The organism is Nostoc sp. JL31 (assembly GCF_017114965.1).
In the GTDB taxonomy this organism is placed as follows: Bacteria; Cyanobacteriota; Cyanobacteriia; order Cyanobacteriales; family Nostocaceae; genus Nostoc; species Nostoc punctiforme_A.
Genome location: NZ_JABXKO010000083.1, coordinates 16,049 through 34,245, shown reverse-complemented (window position 1 = coordinate 34,245; position 18,197 = coordinate 16,049). Strand labels below are relative to the sequence as shown.

At 41.5% G+C, this 18,197-nt stretch carries 15 protein-coding genes and 2 pseudogenes; 10 read left to right on the top strand and 7 right to left on the bottom strand.

Annotated elements, in window-relative coordinates; translation table 11 throughout:
• The first annotated feature begins 68 nt into the window (after nucleotides 1-68).
• From HWQ43_RS19205 to HWQ43_RS19195, 3 genes are all read left to right on the top strand, one after another.
• Nucleotides 69-1,328, top strand: a complete 1,260-nt coding sequence (locus tag HWQ43_RS19205; RefSeq protein ID WP_292736978.1) for an MFS transporter — start codon at nucleotides 69-71, stop codon at nucleotides 1,326-1,328.
• 174 nt (nucleotides 1,329-1,502) lie between these two features.
• Nucleotides 1,503-3,098, top strand: coding sequence for a DHA2 family efflux MFS transporter permease subunit (locus HWQ43_RS19200; RefSeq protein ID WP_292736976.1), 1,596 nt, complete (start codon nucleotides 1,503-1,505; stop codon nucleotides 3,096-3,098).
• A gap of 48 nt (nucleotides 3,099-3,146) precedes the next feature.
• Nucleotides 3,147-3,728 carry a Uma2 family endonuclease gene (locus HWQ43_RS19195; RefSeq protein WP_292736974.1) on the top strand — a complete coding sequence of 194 codons (582 nt, stop codon included), beginning with the start codon at nucleotides 3,147-3,149 and terminating at the stop codon, nucleotides 3,726-3,728.
• On the opposite strand, the pseudogene HWQ43_RS19190 reads toward HWQ43_RS19195, so the two are convergent.
• The 3 genes and pseudogenes from HWQ43_RS19190 to acs all read right to left on the bottom strand — a co-directional run bounded on the left by HWQ43_RS19190 (nucleotide 3,725) and on the right by acs (nucleotide 7,374).
• A pseudogene (locus HWQ43_RS19190) lies at nucleotides 3,725-4,503 on the bottom strand (Uma2 family endonuclease). The gene HWQ43_RS19195 and the pseudogene HWQ43_RS19190 sit on opposite strands and share 4 nt — an antisense overlap.
• Nucleotides 4,504-4,593: 90 nt before the next feature.
• The gene (locus HWQ43_RS19185) at nucleotides 4,594-5,274 is read right to left on the bottom strand and encodes a tetratricopeptide repeat protein (RefSeq protein ID WP_292736972.1); all 681 of its coding nucleotides are present in this window, start codon (nucleotides 5,272-5,274) and stop codon (nucleotides 4,594-4,596) included.
• Nucleotides 5,275-5,400: 126 nt separating this feature from the next.
• Entirely contained in the window at nucleotides 5,401-7,374 is a 1,974-nt protein-coding gene (acs, locus tag HWQ43_RS19180) for an acetate--CoA ligase (RefSeq protein ID WP_292736971.1), read from the bottom strand.
• A gap of 230 nt (nucleotides 7,375-7,604) precedes the next feature.
• Between acs and HWQ43_RS19175 the strand changes: the two genes are divergently transcribed.
• The 4 genes and pseudogenes from HWQ43_RS19175 (at nucleotide 7,605) to HWQ43_RS19160 (ending at nucleotide 10,315) form a co-directional block, all read left to right on the top strand.
• Nucleotides 7,605-8,249, top strand: a complete 645-nt coding sequence (locus HWQ43_RS19175) for a restriction endonuclease subunit R (RefSeq protein ID WP_292736969.1) — start codon at nucleotides 7,605-7,607, stop codon at nucleotides 8,247-8,249.
• A gap of 30 nt (nucleotides 8,250-8,279) precedes the next feature.
• A pseudogene (locus HWQ43_RS19170) lies at nucleotides 8,280-9,025 on the top strand (Uma2 family endonuclease).
• A 92-nt stretch (nucleotides 9,026-9,117) separates the two neighbouring features.
• Nucleotides 9,118-9,807: a hypothetical protein gene (locus HWQ43_RS19165; protein ID WP_292736967.1), complete on the top strand. Its 690-nt coding sequence runs from the start codon at nucleotides 9,118-9,120 to the stop codon at nucleotides 9,805-9,807.
• A gap of 67 nt (nucleotides 9,808-9,874) precedes the next feature.
• Entirely contained in the window at nucleotides 9,875-10,315 is a 441-nt protein-coding gene (locus HWQ43_RS19160; protein WP_292736965.1) for a hypothetical protein, read from the top strand.
• A 1,058-nt stretch (nucleotides 10,316-11,373) separates the two neighbouring features.
• On the opposite strand, the gene HWQ43_RS19155 is transcribed toward HWQ43_RS19160, so the two are convergent.
• Entirely contained in the window at nucleotides 11,374-11,577 is a 204-nt protein-coding gene (locus HWQ43_RS19155; protein ID WP_292736963.1) for a DUF433 domain-containing protein, read from the bottom strand.
• 20 nt (nucleotides 11,578-11,597) lie between these two features.
• Here HWQ43_RS19155 and HWQ43_RS19150 point away from each other — a divergent pair, with 20 nt between their 5' ends.
• Nucleotides 11,598-11,759, top strand: coding sequence for a hypothetical protein (locus tag HWQ43_RS19150; RefSeq protein WP_292736961.1), 162 nt, complete (start codon nucleotides 11,598-11,600; stop codon nucleotides 11,757-11,759).
• A gap of 89 nt (nucleotides 11,760-11,848) precedes the next feature.
• On the top strand, nucleotides 11,849-12,571 hold the full coding sequence (locus HWQ43_RS19145) for a TerC family protein (protein ID WP_292736959.1): 723 nt from the start codon (nucleotides 11,849-11,851) through the stop codon (nucleotides 12,569-12,571).
• An 84-nt stretch (nucleotides 12,572-12,655) separates the two neighbouring features.
• On the opposite strand, the gene ndk is transcribed toward HWQ43_RS19145, so the two are convergent.
• Entirely contained in the window at nucleotides 12,656-13,105 is a 450-nt protein-coding gene (ndk, locus tag HWQ43_RS19140) for a nucleoside-diphosphate kinase (RefSeq protein ID WP_104910011.1), read from the bottom strand.
• A 248-nt stretch (nucleotides 13,106-13,353) separates the two neighbouring features.
• Between ndk and speA the strand changes: the two genes are divergently transcribed.
• A complete protein-coding gene (gene speA, locus HWQ43_RS19135) occupies nucleotides 13,354-15,369 on the top strand; it encodes a biosynthetic arginine decarboxylase (RefSeq protein WP_292737030.1) in 2,016 nt (671 codons plus the stop codon).
• Nucleotides 15,370-15,460: 91 nt separating this feature from the next.
• Here the strand turns inward: speA and HWQ43_RS19130 are convergent, their stop codons facing one another.
• The gene (locus tag HWQ43_RS19130; RefSeq protein WP_292736957.1) at nucleotides 15,461-16,630 is read right to left on the bottom strand and encodes an NDP-sugar synthase; all 1,170 of its coding nucleotides are present in this window, start codon (nucleotides 16,628-16,630) and stop codon (nucleotides 15,461-15,463) included.
• Nucleotides 16,631-17,080: 450 nt separating this feature from the next.
• Complete coding sequence (locus HWQ43_RS19125; RefSeq protein WP_292736955.1) at nucleotides 17,081-17,911, bottom strand: ScpA family protein; 831 nt, start codon at nucleotides 17,909-17,911, stop codon at nucleotides 17,081-17,083.
• Nucleotides 17,912-18,197: the final 286 nt, after the last annotated feature.

Here is an 18,197-nt window from a genome sequence, read left to right as displayed (position 1 = left end):
TAGAGAGGCGTATAGAGATGAGGTGAGATGATATTTATGAAAGCAGATTGGTATAAAGCAAGCCTGAGATGAAAAAACCGCTACTACCTGCTTTAAGGTCAAAAAACTTTCAGCTATTTTTTGCCGGACAAGGTATTTCCCTAATTGGGACGTGGATGACGCAACTTGCCACGATTTGGTTAGTTTATGACTTGACAAACTCCCCATTAATGCTAGGAGTTGTAGGATTTTCGAGTCAAATTCCGAGCTTTTTTTTAGCTCCCTTTGGCGGAGTATTTGTAGATCGCTTTTCTCGGTATCGTACTTTAATTGGTACGCAAATCTTGGCGATGATTCAATCATTAACATTAGCAGCACTGGCGCTAACTGGAGTGATTGAGGTATGGCAGATCATCGCCTTGAGTTTGTTCCAAGGATTTATTAACGCCTTAGATGCGCCAGCCCGTCAAGCTTTTGTGCCAGAATTGGTTGAACACAGAGAAGATTTAGCCAATGCGATCGCGATTAATTCCACGATGGTTAACGGGGCACGATTAATTGGCCCTGCGATCGGGGGTTTATTAATTGCCAGAGTTGGAACTGGCTATTGTTTTTTAATTGATGGTTTGAGCTACATTGCTGTAATCGCCGCTTTATTAGCAATGCAAGTTAAACCTTGGAAAAATTCGGTAACTGACGGTAATCCCTTGCAAAAAGTTAAAGAGGGATTTGTATATGCCTTTAGCTTTCCACCGATTCGAGCTATCTTGTTGCTATCAGCTTTAGTCAGCTTGATGGGACTGCAAAATACTATTCTCGTCCCAGTTATTGCGGAACAAGTTCTCAAAGGTGGGGCAGAAAGTTTGGGTTTTTTGATGGCGGCATCTGGAGTTGGAGCTTTAACTGGTGGTATTTATTTAGCTACGCGCCAAACAATCTTGGGAATTGGTAAATTGATTGCCTTAGCTCCAGCAATTTTAGGAATAGGTTTAATTGCCTTTTCATTATCTAAATTTTTACCACTCTCGTTATTTACAATGTTATTTGTTGGCTTAGGAACAATTCTCCAGATTGCTGCTAGCAACACATTTTTACAAACCATTGTTGAAGACGATAAACGTGGGCGATTGATGAGCTTATACACAATGTCATTTTTGGGCATGATTCCCGTGGGTAATTTATTAGGAGGTTTACTAGCAAGTCATATTGGCGCTCCAAACACTTTAATTATTGATGGAATAGCTTGTATTTTAGGGTCACTTATTTTTAGCAGACAGTTGCCTGCTTTAAGAAAAATCATGCGCCCAATTTATGAGCAAAAGGGGATTATCACAACTCCAGAAGTTTAAGATAAATAACCGCGCTTAAATCTGCTTTAGATTTATCTAAATGCAACTTTCCATAGCAATTATTTTTTAATTTTTAGCGTTGCTGATTCAAGCTCACGCAGAGGCAAGAACATATTGGTATAAGATTTAATAATAAAGTTTTTTGCTACTTAACCTTGAAACTGGAACAAAGTTATGGCTAATACAGGTGTAATTCGTCAGCAAGGGCAAAATCCTGCTTTACCACCAGAGCGTGTACCGCTAAGAACCTGGATTGGTGTATTAGCCAGTATGCTTGGTGCATTTATGGCGGTATTAGATATTCAAATAACTAATGCTTCGCTGCAAGATATTCAAGCCAGTTTAGGGGCAACTCTCGAAGAAGGTTCTTGGATTTCTACCGCGTATCTCGTAGCAGAAATTGTGGTAATTCCTCTAACAGGATGGTTGTCACGTGTGTTTTCATTGCAGCGTTATCTGTTAGTGAATACTGCACTATTTATTTTATTTTCTATATGCTGTGGTTGGGCATGGGATCTTAATTCCATGATTTTCTTTCGCGCCTTACAAGGTTTTAGCGGAGGAGTTTTAATTCCCACTGCTATGACAGTTGTCTTAACAACTTTACCCCAATCAAAACAATCAGTTGGACTGGCTGCATTTGGTTTTAGTGCAGTTTTTGCACCCTCAATTGGCCCAACATTAGGAGGTTGGTTAACCGAAAATTTTGGTTGGGAATACAACTTTTATATAAATGTAATTCCAGGCGTTTTAATGCTGACTGGTGTTTGGTACGGAATTAAGCAAGAAAAACCCCAAATTAATTTACTTAAACAAGGTGACTGGTGGGGAATTATAGCAATGGCTATTGGCTTAGGTTCCCTACAAGTTGTTTTAGAAGAAGGTAGCCGCAAAGATTGGTTTGGTTCAGCGTTGATTGTGCGCTTAACTGTGATTGCAGTAATTTTTTTGGCGATATTTTTCTATATAGAATTAACTCGGAAACAACCATTTATTAATTTACGGCTTTTGTCTAGGCGAAACTTTGGTTTAGCCAGTATTGTCAATGTATCGTTGGGAGTAGGATTGTATGGTTCAATTTATATTTTACCGTTATATCTCGCTCAAATTCAAAAATACAATGCCCTGCAAATCGGTGAAGTATTAATTTGGGCTGGTATTCCCCAACTGTTTATTATTCCCCTCATACCGAAATTGATGCAACGCATTGACGTGCGTTTCATGGTAGCTTTTGGTGTGACTTTGTTTTCCATCAGTGCATTTATGAACTCTGGAATGACTAATGAAACAGGGTTAGATCAATTACGCTGGTCGCAATTTGTGCGTGCAATGGGACAACCCTTAATTATGGTGCCACTTAGTTCTATTGCTACTGCTGGTTTGAGTCCAAAAGAAGCAGGTTCGGCAAGTGGTTTATTTAATATGATGCGAAATCTAGGTGGTTCTATCGGAATTGCTTCTTTAGCAACTTTATTAGCAAATAGAGAGCAATTTCACTCGAATAGATTGGGAGATGGAGTATCTTTATATAACCCAGAAACCCAGCAGCGAATTGACCAAATGACACAGTATTTTGTTAGTCGCGGGGCAGATTTAAGTACAGCCCAAAATCAAGCGATCGCATCTATATCCAACCTCGTCCGTCGGGAAGCATTTGTAATGGCTTTTAATGATTGTTTCTACTTTATTGGTATTGCATTATTACTCAGTGGGATTGCCATTTTATTCCTCAAAAAGGTGAAGCCAACTGGTGGCGCTGTTGCTCATTAGATTTGTTCTATGGGTTAAAATATTTGATAAAACTACTAAGGTACTAAAATGGTCATTAGCCAAAGTGAGTACTATATCTCTCCAGAAGAATATTTAGAAGGCGAGAAAGTAAGTGAAATCAAACACGAGTACATTGATGGGCAAGTCTATGCAATGGCAGGAGCAAGTGATGCTCATGTCACAGTTAGCATGAATGTATCTATGCTGCTGCGAAACCATCTGCGGGGTAGTGGTTGCCGTGTCTATATGTTAGATATGAAAGCACAAATTGAGGTCATAAATCGCTATTTTTATCCCGATGTAATGGTTACTTGTGATACACGAGATAGAGAGTCTGAATATTTTAAGTCCCATCCTTGCTTAATTATCGAAGTGCTTTCTGAGTCAACCGAAGGCTATGACAGAGGTAAGAAATTTGCTAGTTATCGACACTTAGAATCATTACAAGAATATGTGTTAATTTCACCAGATAGAATCAGCGTCGAATGCTTCCGCCGCAATGAGGAAGGACATTGGGTACTTTACCCTTACGAAAAAGGGGAAGAAGTGCATTTAGCTAGCGTTGATTTTCGGTGTGCGATCGCAGAAATATATGAAGATGTAATATTAGTAGATGAGAATACTTGCTAATCTAACATTTCTGGGTCAATTCCTAAAGCGTTGAGTTGTTCAGCAGATAGCGATGTCTTCGACGGGCTACGCCTACGCAATTTATCTACAATTTTCTCCCTTTTTTGGCGCTCAATCACAGCACGTCCTCACCCGTTAGCAGTAAATTTCCTTGTGCATCCCACCACCGCAACCAAGGTAGCTCTGCATTTTGATAAAATCCTTGCCAGATTCCTAACTCTACACCCATAGGAACAATTGAGTAATGTCCCCGTTCATTGGGTTTCATGAGTTGATAATTAATATCGACTAGACGATACACCTCAACTTGCGCTTTTGCTACTTCATAAATTCCATAATAAGGCACTCGAATTGCCTGCTCATAAACCCAAAATTTACCAACATTTCCATCTTCCCCTTGAGATGGCGGCGTTTTATCTCGTTCTTCTGAACCATCTCCAGAGACAAATTCAATGACAATCAAGGGTGCGACATACTCCTTCCATAGCACATAAGAACGCCGCGTTTTACCGTCGAGGGTCGGTGGTACATTGGGTACATAAAACCAGTCTGGTGCTTCAGCCCCTTTTTCAGGAGGATCTGTCAATCGCCAGTAGATGCCTAAATCTTGTCCAATACAATACTGACTATCTGGATAAAGTTCCTCTAAAACAAGTTTAATCGAGTCAGTGAGTAAGATACTTTGCGGATGCTCTTGCCAGTTTTTCACGAATGTACCATCTGAGTCTGGTAACTCAGTATGGTCAGGTAGAGTTAATGCCGATAAGGAAGTCATAGGCTTTAACGAAGGTTTGTCTGATTCTTATTGTAATCCTCACGCAAAGACAAAAAACTCTTGCGTCTCTACGTGAGATTCTTATGATGTTTATGAAACACCAGGCTCATCAGCAGTTTTGATCTCTTTTAAAATTCGTTCTACTTGGTTAACTTTTTCACCTCTATTCTGTGATTTGAAAATATTTAAAGCTTTTTCTAAAGAAGATAGCGCCTCATCTTTTTTATTTGTTTGCCACAATGCCAGTGCAAAATTAGTCAGCCCTTCGCCATAATTAGGATTAATTTCCAGAGCTTTTTTATATTCAGTAATGGCTTCTTGCCAGCGACTCTGGCTTGCGTAAACAATACCGATCGCATTGTAAGCTAGAGCATATTTTGGCTTGAGGCGAATGGCTTCTCGAAAAGAGCTAATTGCATCTTCTGGTTTCTTTTGCCGAAAAAGTACATTTCCCAGTTGAAAGTGTCCGAAGGCATCTTCTGGGAATTTTTTAATTAATTTGCGTAAACTTTCCTCTGCACCTGTCAAGTCTCCCTGACTAAATAAACCATTGGCTTGTTGCAGGAGTTGCGATCGCTCTGGTGCATCTGTACCTGAAGCTTGTGCTAGTTTTTGTGGTTGTCTCTGTGCAGACTGTTGTGGCGAATTCAAAGAAACTTGTCCAGGAACCGCTAAGACTAATGGTGATATCCCCATTACACTGATAATACTCAGCATCATGCAGCCAATAGGTTGAACAAATGCTGATTTGGATTTGTACTTCACCTTCATCGCCCTGAATGCCTCAATAATGTTCTAATCTTTATGATAAATTGGCCTGCGTTAGCGCGTAATGCATCACAAGAAAGACGATAAGGGCGCATATATGTGCGCCCCTATTAAGCCATTGGGAATTATTTACACACCTTCTCGTAACTTATCCAACACACCCCGATCTTCTAATGTCGAAGTATCTCCAGATACCTCTTGCCCCGCAGCTAGATTCCGCAGCAAGCGCCGCATAATCTTACCCGATCGCGTTTTGGGCAAAGAGTCTGTAAAGCGGATTTCTCCAGGACGTGCGATCGCACCAATTTCTTTGACAACATGCAGTTTGAGTTCTTTACTCAGTTCCTCACTTCCCTGATAAGTGCCTTCTAAAGTCACAAAAGCAACTACTTCTTCACCCTTAAGTTCATCGGGTTTACCCACTACCGCCGCCTCTGCAACCGCTGGATGTGAAACTAACGCTGATTCCACTTCCATTGTACCCAGTCGGTGTCCAGATACATTCAGTACGTCATCCACACGACCCATTACCCAGAAGTAACCGTCTTCATCTTGTCTTGCGCCATCACCAGCAAAGTAAGTATAGTTACCATTTTGGGGTGGAATGTGTTCCCAGTAGGTACGGCGGAAGCGTTCTGGATCGCCGTAGACTGTCCGCATCATTCCTGGCCACGGATGTCGCACTGCTAGATAACCGCCTTCGTTATTAGGTACGGTGTTTCCTTCTAAATCTACGACATCTGCAATAATTCCTGGGAAGGGAAGAGTTGCGGAACCGGGTTTGGTGGGAATCGCCCCTGGTAACGGTGTAATCATGATACCGCCGGTTTCTGTTTGCCACCAAGTATCCACAATCGGACAACGTTCCCCACCAATTACTTTGTGATACCACATCCAAGCTTCGGGGTTAATTGGTTCGCCGACGGTTCCCAGCAAACGCAACGAAGACAAGTTTCGCGCATTCGGATGTTGTTCTCCCATCTTAATAAATGCCCGAATTGCCGTAGGTGCTGTATAAAAAATATTAACGCCGTATTTTTCAATTACATCCCAGAAACAGCCAGGATTTGAAGCACGGGGCGCACCTTCATACATCACTGTGGTTGCACCGTTGGAAAGCGGACCGTAGACTATGTAGCTGTGTCCTGTAATCCAACCAACATCAGCGGTACACCAATATACATCTGTGTCTTGAAGGTCAAAGATCCACTTGGTGGTGATATGGGTATACAAATTATAACCAGCAGTTGTATGCACTACACCCTTCGGTTTGCCCGTGCTGCCAGAAGTGTAGAGGACAAACAGCATATCTTCGCTGTCCATCGGTTCGGCGGGACAATCTGCTGATACACCCTTTTGCAAATCATGCCACCAATGATCGCGTCCGCCCAACTGCATATAAGTTTCTTGTCCAGTGCGCTTGACAACGAGGACATTTTCTACACTGGGAACAGCACCATCAGCTAAGGCTTTATCTACCTGTGCCTTGAGAGGAACGATCGCATCTTTGCGCCAACCACCATCAGCCGTGATTACCAGTTTAGCTTGAGCATCAATTAAGCGATCGCGCAAAGCTTCGGCACTAAAACCACCAAATACCACACTATGGGGTGCGCCAATTCGGGCACAGGCTAACATTGCGATCGCAGCTTCAGGAATCATCGGCATATAAATACCAACGCGATCGCCTTTTTGTACACCCAGTTGCTTCAATACATTGGCGAATTGGCAAACTTCCCGGTGCAGTTGGGCGTAAGTAAGAGTACGGGAATCACCTGGTTCTCCTTCCCAAATCAGTGCTGCTTTATTTTTGCGCCAGGTAGTGAGATGTCTGTCAAGGCAGTTGTAAGAAATATTCATCTTACCACCAACGAACCACTTAGCAAAAGGCGGTTGCCAGTCTAATACTGTATCCCATTTTTGAAACCATTCTAATTCTGTTCCAGCCAAATCTGCCCAAAATTGCTGCGGATCGGCTTTGGCTTTGTTGTAGAGACGCTGATAGTCTTCCAGGCTTTTGATATGGGCATTCTGCGAGAATTCCGAGGGAGGATGGAAGAGGCGGTGCTCTTGGAGGATTGATTCGATATTTGGTTCAGACATAGTTAGTTATGAGTGCGATCGCTATTGTTACTAAAAACTATTCTTAGCCCAGTTGTGCTATGCAGGGTTTAGATTTTCGTTAAGCTAGGTAAAAATTGCCGAGTTATTTAGTTTACATTCATTTTCATCTAGCAAAAGCAAGCGATCAAGAAATTTAAAGACGTTTTACAACCCATCTACCGGGAATGTTGCAATATTGTAAGTAGTCTTGACAAGCAAAATTTGAAACTATGCCCCTCACTGTCGAAGCTAGTACTCTATCTCTCAATGATGTTCATCGCTTTCTCAAATTAGAAAAGCTTTCAAATGGTTCATTTACAAATTTCTTAAGACTAGAACCACTCTCTGAGTTTGAACAGCAGGATTTATTACGAATCAGAGACGACTTTGATCGTTATTTAAGCGCAGGTAAAATTTCTGAAGGATTGGTTAAATTCTTAACGATCGCACCTTTAATGCGGTTAGCTGGATTTTACGATGTGCCGATTCGGTTGACAATGGAAGATAGCATTGCGATCGCAGTTGAGGATGAAGACAGAAGAATTACCGGACGGATGGATATTTTAGCAATCAACAGTCCTCAAAGTAATATTGCGCCGCCATTTTGGGTTCTAGTGATTGAAACAAAAAATAGTTCGGTCAATGTGATTGAGGGTTTACCTCAATTACTCACTTATGCTTTTAAAAGTTTAGATCAACAATCATCAGTTTGGGGTTTGGTAACTAATGGACAGCTTTATCAATTTGTTTATTTAAGACATGACAACCAGTCAACTTATGAGTTAATGCCATTATTAAATTTGAGTCAATCTCCAGATGCAATTGAGTTATTGCAAGTTTTCAAAGGTATTTGTAAGTTACCAAATTTTCAGTAAAATTAACGTATAATTGCGGGGCGATCGCTGATGTCTGAACCTGCTACTCTAGAAATCATCTCTGATGGTATTTCAGAAGACGAAGTTATTTTTCCGGTGATATACTGAGTGACGAACCACCCTTGGAAAGTGACCTACACCGCGACCAAATCGATTTGCTGATTCGCATCCTTAAATTGTGGTGGCGAGATAGGCAAGATTTTTATGCTTCTGGCAATTTGACAATTTACTACAGTCCTAACCAAAAAAAACCAGAAAGCTTCCGTGGTCCAGACTTTTTTGTAGTTTTTGGAACTCAGAAAAAAGACCGTAAGAGTTGGGTAGTTTGGCAAGAAGACGGCAAATATCCCAACTTGATTGTGGAAATTTTGTCAAGCTCAACGGCAACAGTTGATAAAGGTTTAAAAAAACAAGTTTACCAAGAAACCTTCCGTACACCAGATTATTTCTGGTTTGATCCTGTAACAATGGAACTTCAGGGATTTCATTTAGTTGATGGTAAGTATCAAGAAATCCAAGTAACCACTGATGGACGTTTGTGGAGTCAGCAGTTAGAACTTTATTTAGGAGTTTATGAAGGTAAATTAAGATTCTTCACTACTGAAAATCAATTGATACTATCATCAGAAGAATTGGCTGAACAAGAACGTTTACGTGCCGAACAGGCAGAACAACGTGCCGAACAGGCAGAAGAACGCGCCCAATAAGCAGAGCAAGAAATTGCTCGACTGTGGGAGGCTTTACGTATACAGGGCATCGACCTAGAGAATATTTAATTACATCAGAAAATTAACTAAATACATTTTCAAGTTAAAATCTAGTTATCAATGTTAAAAAAAAGCGTAATTTTCTGAAAGTAGGGCATCGATTGCAAGCACAAGAAATTAAGGATAAGCTAAAGTCCCTTATCGAGCAAGCCTCCTCGATAGATCATAATTTAGCGAGAAGATTAGATGAAATCAATCGTTGGGTAAAAAACATCAAGCCAGGTTCCCTGACTGCAAAACCCTTTGTGATTGCCTTTCTGCTAGAGGTGATTACGGATTCGACAATATGGCTGATGATCAAATCCTTACCTTCAGAAGAGGAACAAAACGCAAAGTTCGAGATGATGACGCCGATTGAGAGATATTGGTACGGTTATCTATTTCCCAGATGGATAAATGCAAGTGACTCCAAGTTTTATATTTGGAAACAAAAATTGATGGCAGGTGAATTTAATCAGGTTGATAATGATATTATTAGATCAATAGCCCAAGATATAGTTCAGCGAGAAGGTAGTTTTTGGCAGCGTTATATTGCCGACCTTTCTATGGCAACAGATTTAATTGTTAGTCGTAACAATCAACCACTGTGCATTCAAGTTACCAGTGTTAGTGAAGAACTCAATCAACAAAAGTACCAAGCTTGGCAAAATACACTGCGATCGTGGGAAATAGAGAGAGGATTGTTCTTAAGTTACAATCCCAAGGATACTAATTTTGTGAACCAGCTAGTCAACGTGGCCCTGTATAACAGTGATTACCTTTCTGGTGGCAAATATTTAAAATTTTCGTGAACTTTCAGGAATTTGATATTTCAGATTTGTGTCTAGCCTACATACTTACGTGCTAATTACAGCTTCTATGGCTAATAAAAGAGAAACTCACTGCAACAATCAAGTAGATACATTTGCTGAAGCTTTAGCGACGGCGCGACAAATGCAGCAGAACTGGCTAACTTATGGGGTTGATTTTGTCAATATTTACGTTGAGGATGTGGAGGGAGACTGGCTAGAAACGTGGGGACATGATGAAATATTAGGTAATTTTCAATTAGATACTATTAAAGAATTTCTGGTAAGTAATGATAGTGTAGCTGTTAGGATAAGAGAGCATTTAGGAGAGCGATCGCTATTTGATTTTGCCGTAAACTTAGATGAATCTTGGAGAATTTCTGAAACAGATGACAGGTTATCTGCTGTGAGAAACTTATTAGCTGGTGAAGGAAATAGTATTGATACAGATGAAATTAGGTTCTTGGATTTGGCAAACACTCTGGTGGGAAAGTTAGCAGAGATTTTGTGAGATTTTTAGTTGAGTAGTGGTAAATTCAATTGCCCTTAAAGTATCGAATTCGCAATGGTAATGTTGAGCTACTAAAAGATAATGGTAGCGATCGCATGATTTTATTAATTTTTAAATTTTTACTATAAGACAGCATTTAAAAGAGCGATCGCTGTTTGATTTTACAGTAAAAAACCTCACCCTGTCCTATCAGACATCCCTCTTGTTACTGAGGCTACGGTTACACAAGTCAAATTACCCCCCTCAATCCCCCCGATGAATTGGGAGGAAGCCGGAAATCCAGTTCCCTCCCCTTTGCAAGGGGAGGGTTAGGGTGGGGTAAAACCCTGGTTAATCAGCTACTTCAGACTTGTGTGTACACCATAGGGTTACTAAGGAGAGAGACAAGTTTTACTTAGTCAAATCAAGGTGAAGTATCTTAATTGCACACACCCTAAGTATTTGTTGCAAAATTTCAATTTTTTCTTATCAATGTTGAAGCAGTTGTTACTCAGGTTGAACCATTTATCAGAAAGGTTTAAGCATTTCTTGCAAAGATTAAATATTTTCTTATCAATGTTGAAGCAATTGTTACTCAGGTTGAACCATTTATAAGAAAGGTTTAAGCATTTCTTGCAAAGATTAAATATTTTCTTATCAATGTTGAAGCAATTGTTACTCAGGTTGAACCATTTATAAGAAAGGTTTAAGCATTTCTTGCAAAGATTAAATATTTTCTTATCAATGTTGAAGCAATTGTTACTCAGATTGAAGCATTTATAAGAAAGGTTTAAGTATTTCTTACAAAGATGAAATATTTTATTATTAATGCTGAAGCAATTGTTATTCAGGTTGAAACTGTTCCTTTAAAAAGTACACCCGACTTTAACCAGAGAAACTGGATTAGCTTTTAACTCTCTGGAATGTAAACATCTGCTATTGTATCCATCAGTGAGGATGTCGCTGGATAAGGTACGGTTACTGTTCGGCAAAATCTAGAAAATCTTCAAGCTCAAAAGAGTGATAACCGTAAAGTTAAGAACAATACTAACAATTCTTGGTGACAGAAACTTTTAGGGTTATTTGATTGAAGCAAAAGTTGTAATCGCCAAAATATCTTTAGATTCTAAATCGTCATAATCTTTCAATATTTCTTCAGTACTCATACCAGAACTGAGCAGTTCCAAAATAAACTCAACTGGATAACGAAGTCCTCGAGTACAAGGTTTACCGTGGCAGATATCTGGATTATGAGTAATGCGTTGTAGAAGTGTGTTATCCATAAACTCTTACCATATTTTTGTTGTCATTTTCTAATTTTAGATGCGAACTAACAGCAGTCCATTGCGATCGCACTAAGCTAGATGTTAAAACTTTTGGTGTATTGACTTATACGCAAATTACCCCAGTCCCACTGCGATCGCACACACTCAACCCTCTTCAAAATGCACCACAAGCGCGTTAAGCTGAATTAGAGTGGCAATTTATTGCGCTTTTTAATATGCAAATCTCTCTTCTTGTCAAATTTTAATTTTTCTGCTTGAGAAACCCGGAATGCTAGACCGAATTTTTGATTACCTCGATTTTCATTTCAGCCTTGAAGCCCTTATAGTTCTGGTAATCCTGGTGCTTTTAGAGGCGCTATTATCTGCCGACAATGCCATCGCTCTCGCTGCGATCGCTAGGGGGCTGGAAGACAAAGAACTTGAGCGTAAAGCTTTGAACTTTGGTTTAGTCGTTGCTTATGTGCTGCGAATCTCCCTGATTCTTACTGCCACTTGGGTACAACAATTCTGGCAATTTGAATTATTGGGCGCTACTTATTTGCTGTGGTTGGTATTCCAACACTTTACCTCGGAAGAATCGAAGGACGATCACCATCACGGTCCGCGTTTTACTTCGTTGTTGCAAGCCATACCCGTAATTGCATTTACAGATTTGGCATTTTCTTTGGATAGCGTGACAACTGCGATCGCAGTTTCTCAAGAAAAATGGCTAGTGCTAACGGGTGCAACAATTGGTATTATTACGCTGCGATTCATGGCGGGATTGTTTATCCGTTGGCTAGACGAATATGAAAACCTAGAAGACGCAGGCTATGTAACTGTAGCCTTGGTGGGTTTGCGCTTGTTGTTGAAAGTGGTGAACGATAGTTTAGTTCCACCAGAATGGATCATGATTGCTGCCATCTTCCTGATTTTAGGTTGGGGATTTTCTAAGCGCGTTAGTACTGAATTATCCCAAGTAGAACCGGAAAAGAGCGAAGTCTCTAAATAAGAAGAGGGGAGAGGGAATAGGGTACAGGGTACAGGTACAGATTATTCCCTATACCCTGTAACCTGTAACCTCTCCCCTAATGTCTTACTCGTGCAACCAAGGCGTTAAGTGTGGTTGCCAACTGACCAATTCTTCATCCTTAAACCATAAGGCTACTTCCTGTTGCGCGGTTTCTGGAGCATCAGAACCGTGGATTAAGTTGCGACCAATATTCAGTCCAAAATCGCCGCGAATTGTTCCTGGCTCTGCTGTTAAAGGGTTTGTCGCACCAATAATCTTTCTGGCAGATGCAATAACGCCATCACCTTCCCATACCATCGCTACCACTGGGCTAGAAGTAATAAATTCGACTAGACCACCAAAAAAGGGACGTTCTCGATGAACACCATAGTGTTGTTCAGCCAATTCCCGGCTGACTTTCAGTAACTTTAAACCAACTAGAGTAAAACCCTTGGTTTCAAAGCGACGGATAATTTCCCCCACTAATCCCCGTTGGACTCCATCAGGCTTAATTGCTAAAAATGTACGCTCCATTGCTATCTCCCAAAGCTTAATAAAGTTTTTATCTAGTCATTTGTCATTTGTCCTTTGTCGTCTTTTGTCTTGAATCCAAGGGTTTTCCACTAATGACCAATAACCAATGACTAATGACTAATGACTAATGACATACGACTCTTGACCAATCAGAGTTTATCTCAGAAATTATCTTTAGGTGCATATACGTTCCCAGATGAATGCGCTAAATTGTTAACTCGTGGGTGAAAAACAGAGGTCAAGAAGAAATGGGTGTTGAGTCAACTGCTACATCTGACGAGGTGGTACAAGTACCGTCCAATGGACAAAAAGAAGTGAAAAATCATAAGCACAAAAAACTTTTACCACCGAGTCCTACCACAGGAGATTTACCTCGCTCCTGGAAAATTGAGGATAGCGAAGCCTTGTACCGTATTGAAGGATGGGGACAACCTTATTTTTCCATTAGCGCTGCTGGTCACGTTACCGTGTCACCCAAGGGCGATCGCGGGGGATCTCTTGACTTGTTTGAATTGGTCAACTCCATGAAACAGCGCAACTTGGGACTTCCCATGTTGATTCGCTTTTCCGATATTTTAGAAGACCGGATTGAGCGGTTGAATGCTTGTTTTGCCAAAGCGATCGCTCGCTACAATTACCCTGGTGTCTACCGTGGCGTGTTTCCCGTCAAATGCAATCAAGAACGGCATTTGATTGAGGATTTAGTGAAATTTGGCAAACCCCATCAGTTTGGTTTAGAAGCCGGTTCCAAGCCAGAATTAATGATTGCTCTAGCTGTGTTGGATACACCAGGAGCATTGTTAGTTTGCAACGGTTACAAAGACCGAGAATACATCGAAACGGCGATGTTAGCCCAAAGACTAGGGCAAACACCAATCATCGTCTTAGAACAGATTGAAGAAGTTGATTTGGTGATAGATGCTAATCGCCAATTAGGTATTAAACCGATATTAGGTGTTCGTGCTAAACTCAGTACCCAAGGCATGGGACGTTGGGGAGCCTCTAGTGGCGATCGCGCTAAATTTGGTTTGACAATGCCTGAAGTAATCGAGGCTGTTGACAAATTACGGGAAGCAAACCTGCTCGATTCTTTGCAGTTGATGCACTTCCACATCGGCTCACAAATCTCTGCCATTAATGTAATTAAAGATGCTATCCAAGAAGCCAGCCGCATTTATGTAGAATTGGCAATGCTGGGAGCGGATATGAAATACCTTGATGTTGGTGGTGGCTTGGGTGTGGATTATGATGGCTCCCAAACCAACTTCTATGCATCGAAAAATTACAACATGCAGAACTATGCCAACGACATCGTGGCAGAGTTAAAAGATACCTGTGCAGAGCGGCAGATTCCCGTACCAACACTGATTAGTGAAAGTGGACGAGCGATCGCTTCCCATCAGTCGGTGCTGATTTTTAATGTTCTTAGTACTAGTGATGTCCCTCTCGACAACCCAGAACCTCCACAAGAGGGAGAATCCCCGATTATTAATTATCTTTGGGAAACTTACCAATCCATCAATAAAGAGAATTATCAGGAGTTCTACCATGACGCTGCACAATTCAAAGAAGAAGCCATCAGCCGCTTCAACTTAGGAATTTTACGCCTCAGAGAACGAGCTAAGGCCGAACGCCTCTACTGGGCTTGTTGCCAAAAAATTCTTACCATCACTAGACAGCAAGAATACGTACCCGATGAACTGGAAGACCTAGAAAAAATCATGGCTTCCATCTACTACGTGAATATGTCAGTGTTCCAATCAGCACCAGATTGCTGGGCGATCGATCAACTATTCCCGATCATGCCAATCCACCGCTTAGATGAAGAACCAACGCGGCGGGGAATTTTGGCAGACCTCACCTGCGACAGTGATGGCAAAATCGACCGATTTATTGACCTGCGCGATGTCAAGTCGGTTTTAGAACTACACACCCATAAACCCGGACAACCCTATTATTTGGGAATGTTCTTGAATGGAGCTTACCAGGAAATCATGGGCAATTTGCACAACCTGTTTGGCGACACCAACGCTGTTCACATCCAATTAACCCCCAAAGGCTACCAAATTGAACACATTGTCAAAGGTGACACCATGAGCGAAGTAGTTAGCTACGTCCAGTATGACTCCGAAGATATGGTGGAAAACATTCGCCAGCGTTGCGAGAAAGCATTAGAAGAAAATCGCATCACCCTAGCAGAATCTCAACGACTACTGCAAACCTACGAGCAGAGTCTGAGAAGATATACGTACTTAAATAGTTAGGAGTTAGGAGTGAAGAGTTAGGAATAAAGTTAAGAGTTAGAAGTGAAGAGTGAAACACAAAATAATAACTCCTAACTCCTAACTCCTAACTTTAATTTACGTTCGTCCCCAACAATTCCTCTATTGCTTGTCGCTCAACAGGGGTATGTGATGGTGGTGTCTGACGGGCATCGGTAATCAGCCAGTCTAAAGCAGCAGCTTGAACATCGATCGCAGCGCCAGTTTTATCTACGCAATAACGTCCAAATACTAGCTTATCGACTAACCGGACTCCAGGACCCAGGCGCGACCATTCAAAAATCACGCTATTTTCTACTGTTGCGCCACTACAAATCCAACAATTGGGGCCAATCATTGCTGGGCCGACAATTTTAGCTCCGTCTTCGATTCTCGTCATCCCGCCAATGTAAACGGGGCCTGTGATATCTACTTTGTCCCAATTTACGGCGACATTTAAGCCAGTGTAGATACCGGGGGCGACTTCATGACCAGGAATTTGCACATTTTTGATTTCACCCAGTAGCACACCGCGAATCGCCCGCCAATAGTCTGGTACTTTACCAATATCTACCCATTCAAAGTCCATAGGAATGGCGTAAAAGGGGGCTTTTATTTCTACTAATTTGGGAAACAATTGGCTACCAATGTCATATTCCACGCCAGAGGGGATATAATCAAAAACTTCTGGCTCAAAGATATAAATACCTGTGTTGATGTTGGTGCTGAGGGCTTCTTCAGTTGAAGGTTTTTCTTGGAAAGCTTTGACACGACCCTCTTCGTCAGTCACAACCACACCATAGCTCGAAACTTCTTCCTTGGGGACAGATTTAGTGATAATGGTAGCGATCGCTCCTTTGGATTTATGCCATTTAACAGCCGCAGTTAAATCCAAGTCAATTAAAGCATCACCGCACAAAACCACGAAGGTATCATCAAAAAACGGTGAGAAGTCTTGGATGCGCCGCATCCCTCCAGCTGAACCTATCGCTTCGCCTACCAGTTTACCGTCGTCATCAATTTTTCCTTCAAACGAATAGGCAATCTGCACCCCAAAACGCTGACCATCACGGAAATAGTTTTCTATTTCCTCAGCCAAATGACTAACATTGACTAGAATCTGGTCAAATCCATGATGGCGTAACAGTTCCAGCAAGAACTCCATCACTGGCTTTTGCAGGATGGGCATCATCGGCTTGGGCATAGTGTACGTAATCGGACGCACGCGAGTACCCTTGCCAGCCGCGAGAATCATCGCTTTCATAAAAATTTATTCCTCAACCACAAGCCAGTTTACTTTCATCGAGTGATACTTAATCATCAGTTTTTATTTCTGCTCTAAGTCATCCCCCAGAATAGGGATAACAGGAATTTAGTGGTTATTACAACCATCGGTATACTTAGATGACAAGCGATCGCTTATCTTTTCAATTTACTCGGATTTTGGGGCTGAATCAAAAATCTATGACAATGTAGGAAGCCGCTATGCTGAAAGCTAGGAAGAAAACCCCATAAATAAATTCCTATTTTTCTAATAGCGAATGGACTCAAAAAAACTCTGCGCTATACTTTGCACGACGGCAGCCGTTACAACGGTGAGGCAGCGCGGTCTTGGGGGTTCTCCCCATGAGCGAGTGCCGTGGAAACCTCCGCAACGCGCTGCCTCCCCTCTGCGTTTAAACTTAAACTCTCAATTCGCCACGAATTTACGGACTTAGTTCATCGGATTCTCAAAAGGTTTGCCGATATTAGCTGAATCTCTAATTAAGCGAATTTTAATTTCATGATAAAAGTCCTCTTGAAATAGCTCTACTTTCGATTGAGCCGAGAGTAATAGTAGTGCCCAGAAAACGCTAACTAGGTTACTGTGTTCAGACTCATGTCCAGACCCACTTTGCTTGAAAAGCTTTGTCTTAGTCCACAATTCTACAAGTTGTTCTAAATTCACCCAATTTTGTTCTAAACTTAACTCTCTTGTCGACAATTTCAACACCTGCTCTAGTTCCCCAGCGACTTCTGTCAGATTTTCCTGGTGAGCTAACTCCAGCGCCTCCCGCATACTTTGGACGCTAGGTTGACGCCTGGGACGGATAGGTTTGCTGACTTTTTCTACCAACTTCAGTTGGTTAGCCATAATCTGCAATTGCTCGATTAACTCTTGCAGAGTCACCCGGCGCTTTGGTGGCGGCATTGCCGCTGGACGACGACGCAATTGCCGTTCTAATGGTAGACGATGACCCTGATGTAATACACCGTCTTCACCTTCCAACAGGGCATCATCTTCTAAACCATCTTGTGCATCTCCTATTGTTGACAATTGCATCAAGGTATTGGCTTTGAACAATACCAGCATTGATGCTGATAAAAATGCCTGTCCAGATTGAGACAAGTCCGCTTCATAGCCTCTTGTTATTGCCCCAGGTGCCATCAGTTCTAAATAGCGGTCAATCACCTCAATCACTTGGACATCCCAAGGATCAATTTCCCCCTGCTCGGCTTGATAAATCAAAAATGTGATTGTTTCTAACAGCTCGGAAGCTTCCATCAACAGGTTCTAAGTTAATTAATCAGAATCAAAAGACTGTAAATTCAACACTCAACTAATTGACTATTGGCAAAGCGTTTACTGTATATATTCGCTTGCGCTTCTTTTATTCAGAAATTGCCTGCTGGCAGTATCCTCTAAAATTTGTAATCGATCACCATTGTGAATTGTGATATTAGATTGTGCAACTTTTGACCTTGGGCATTGGACATTGGGCATTGGGCATGGGGCACAAGAGTCAGAGGTGCAAAGGTGCAGAGGGGAAAAACTTACTGCAACTTTTCCT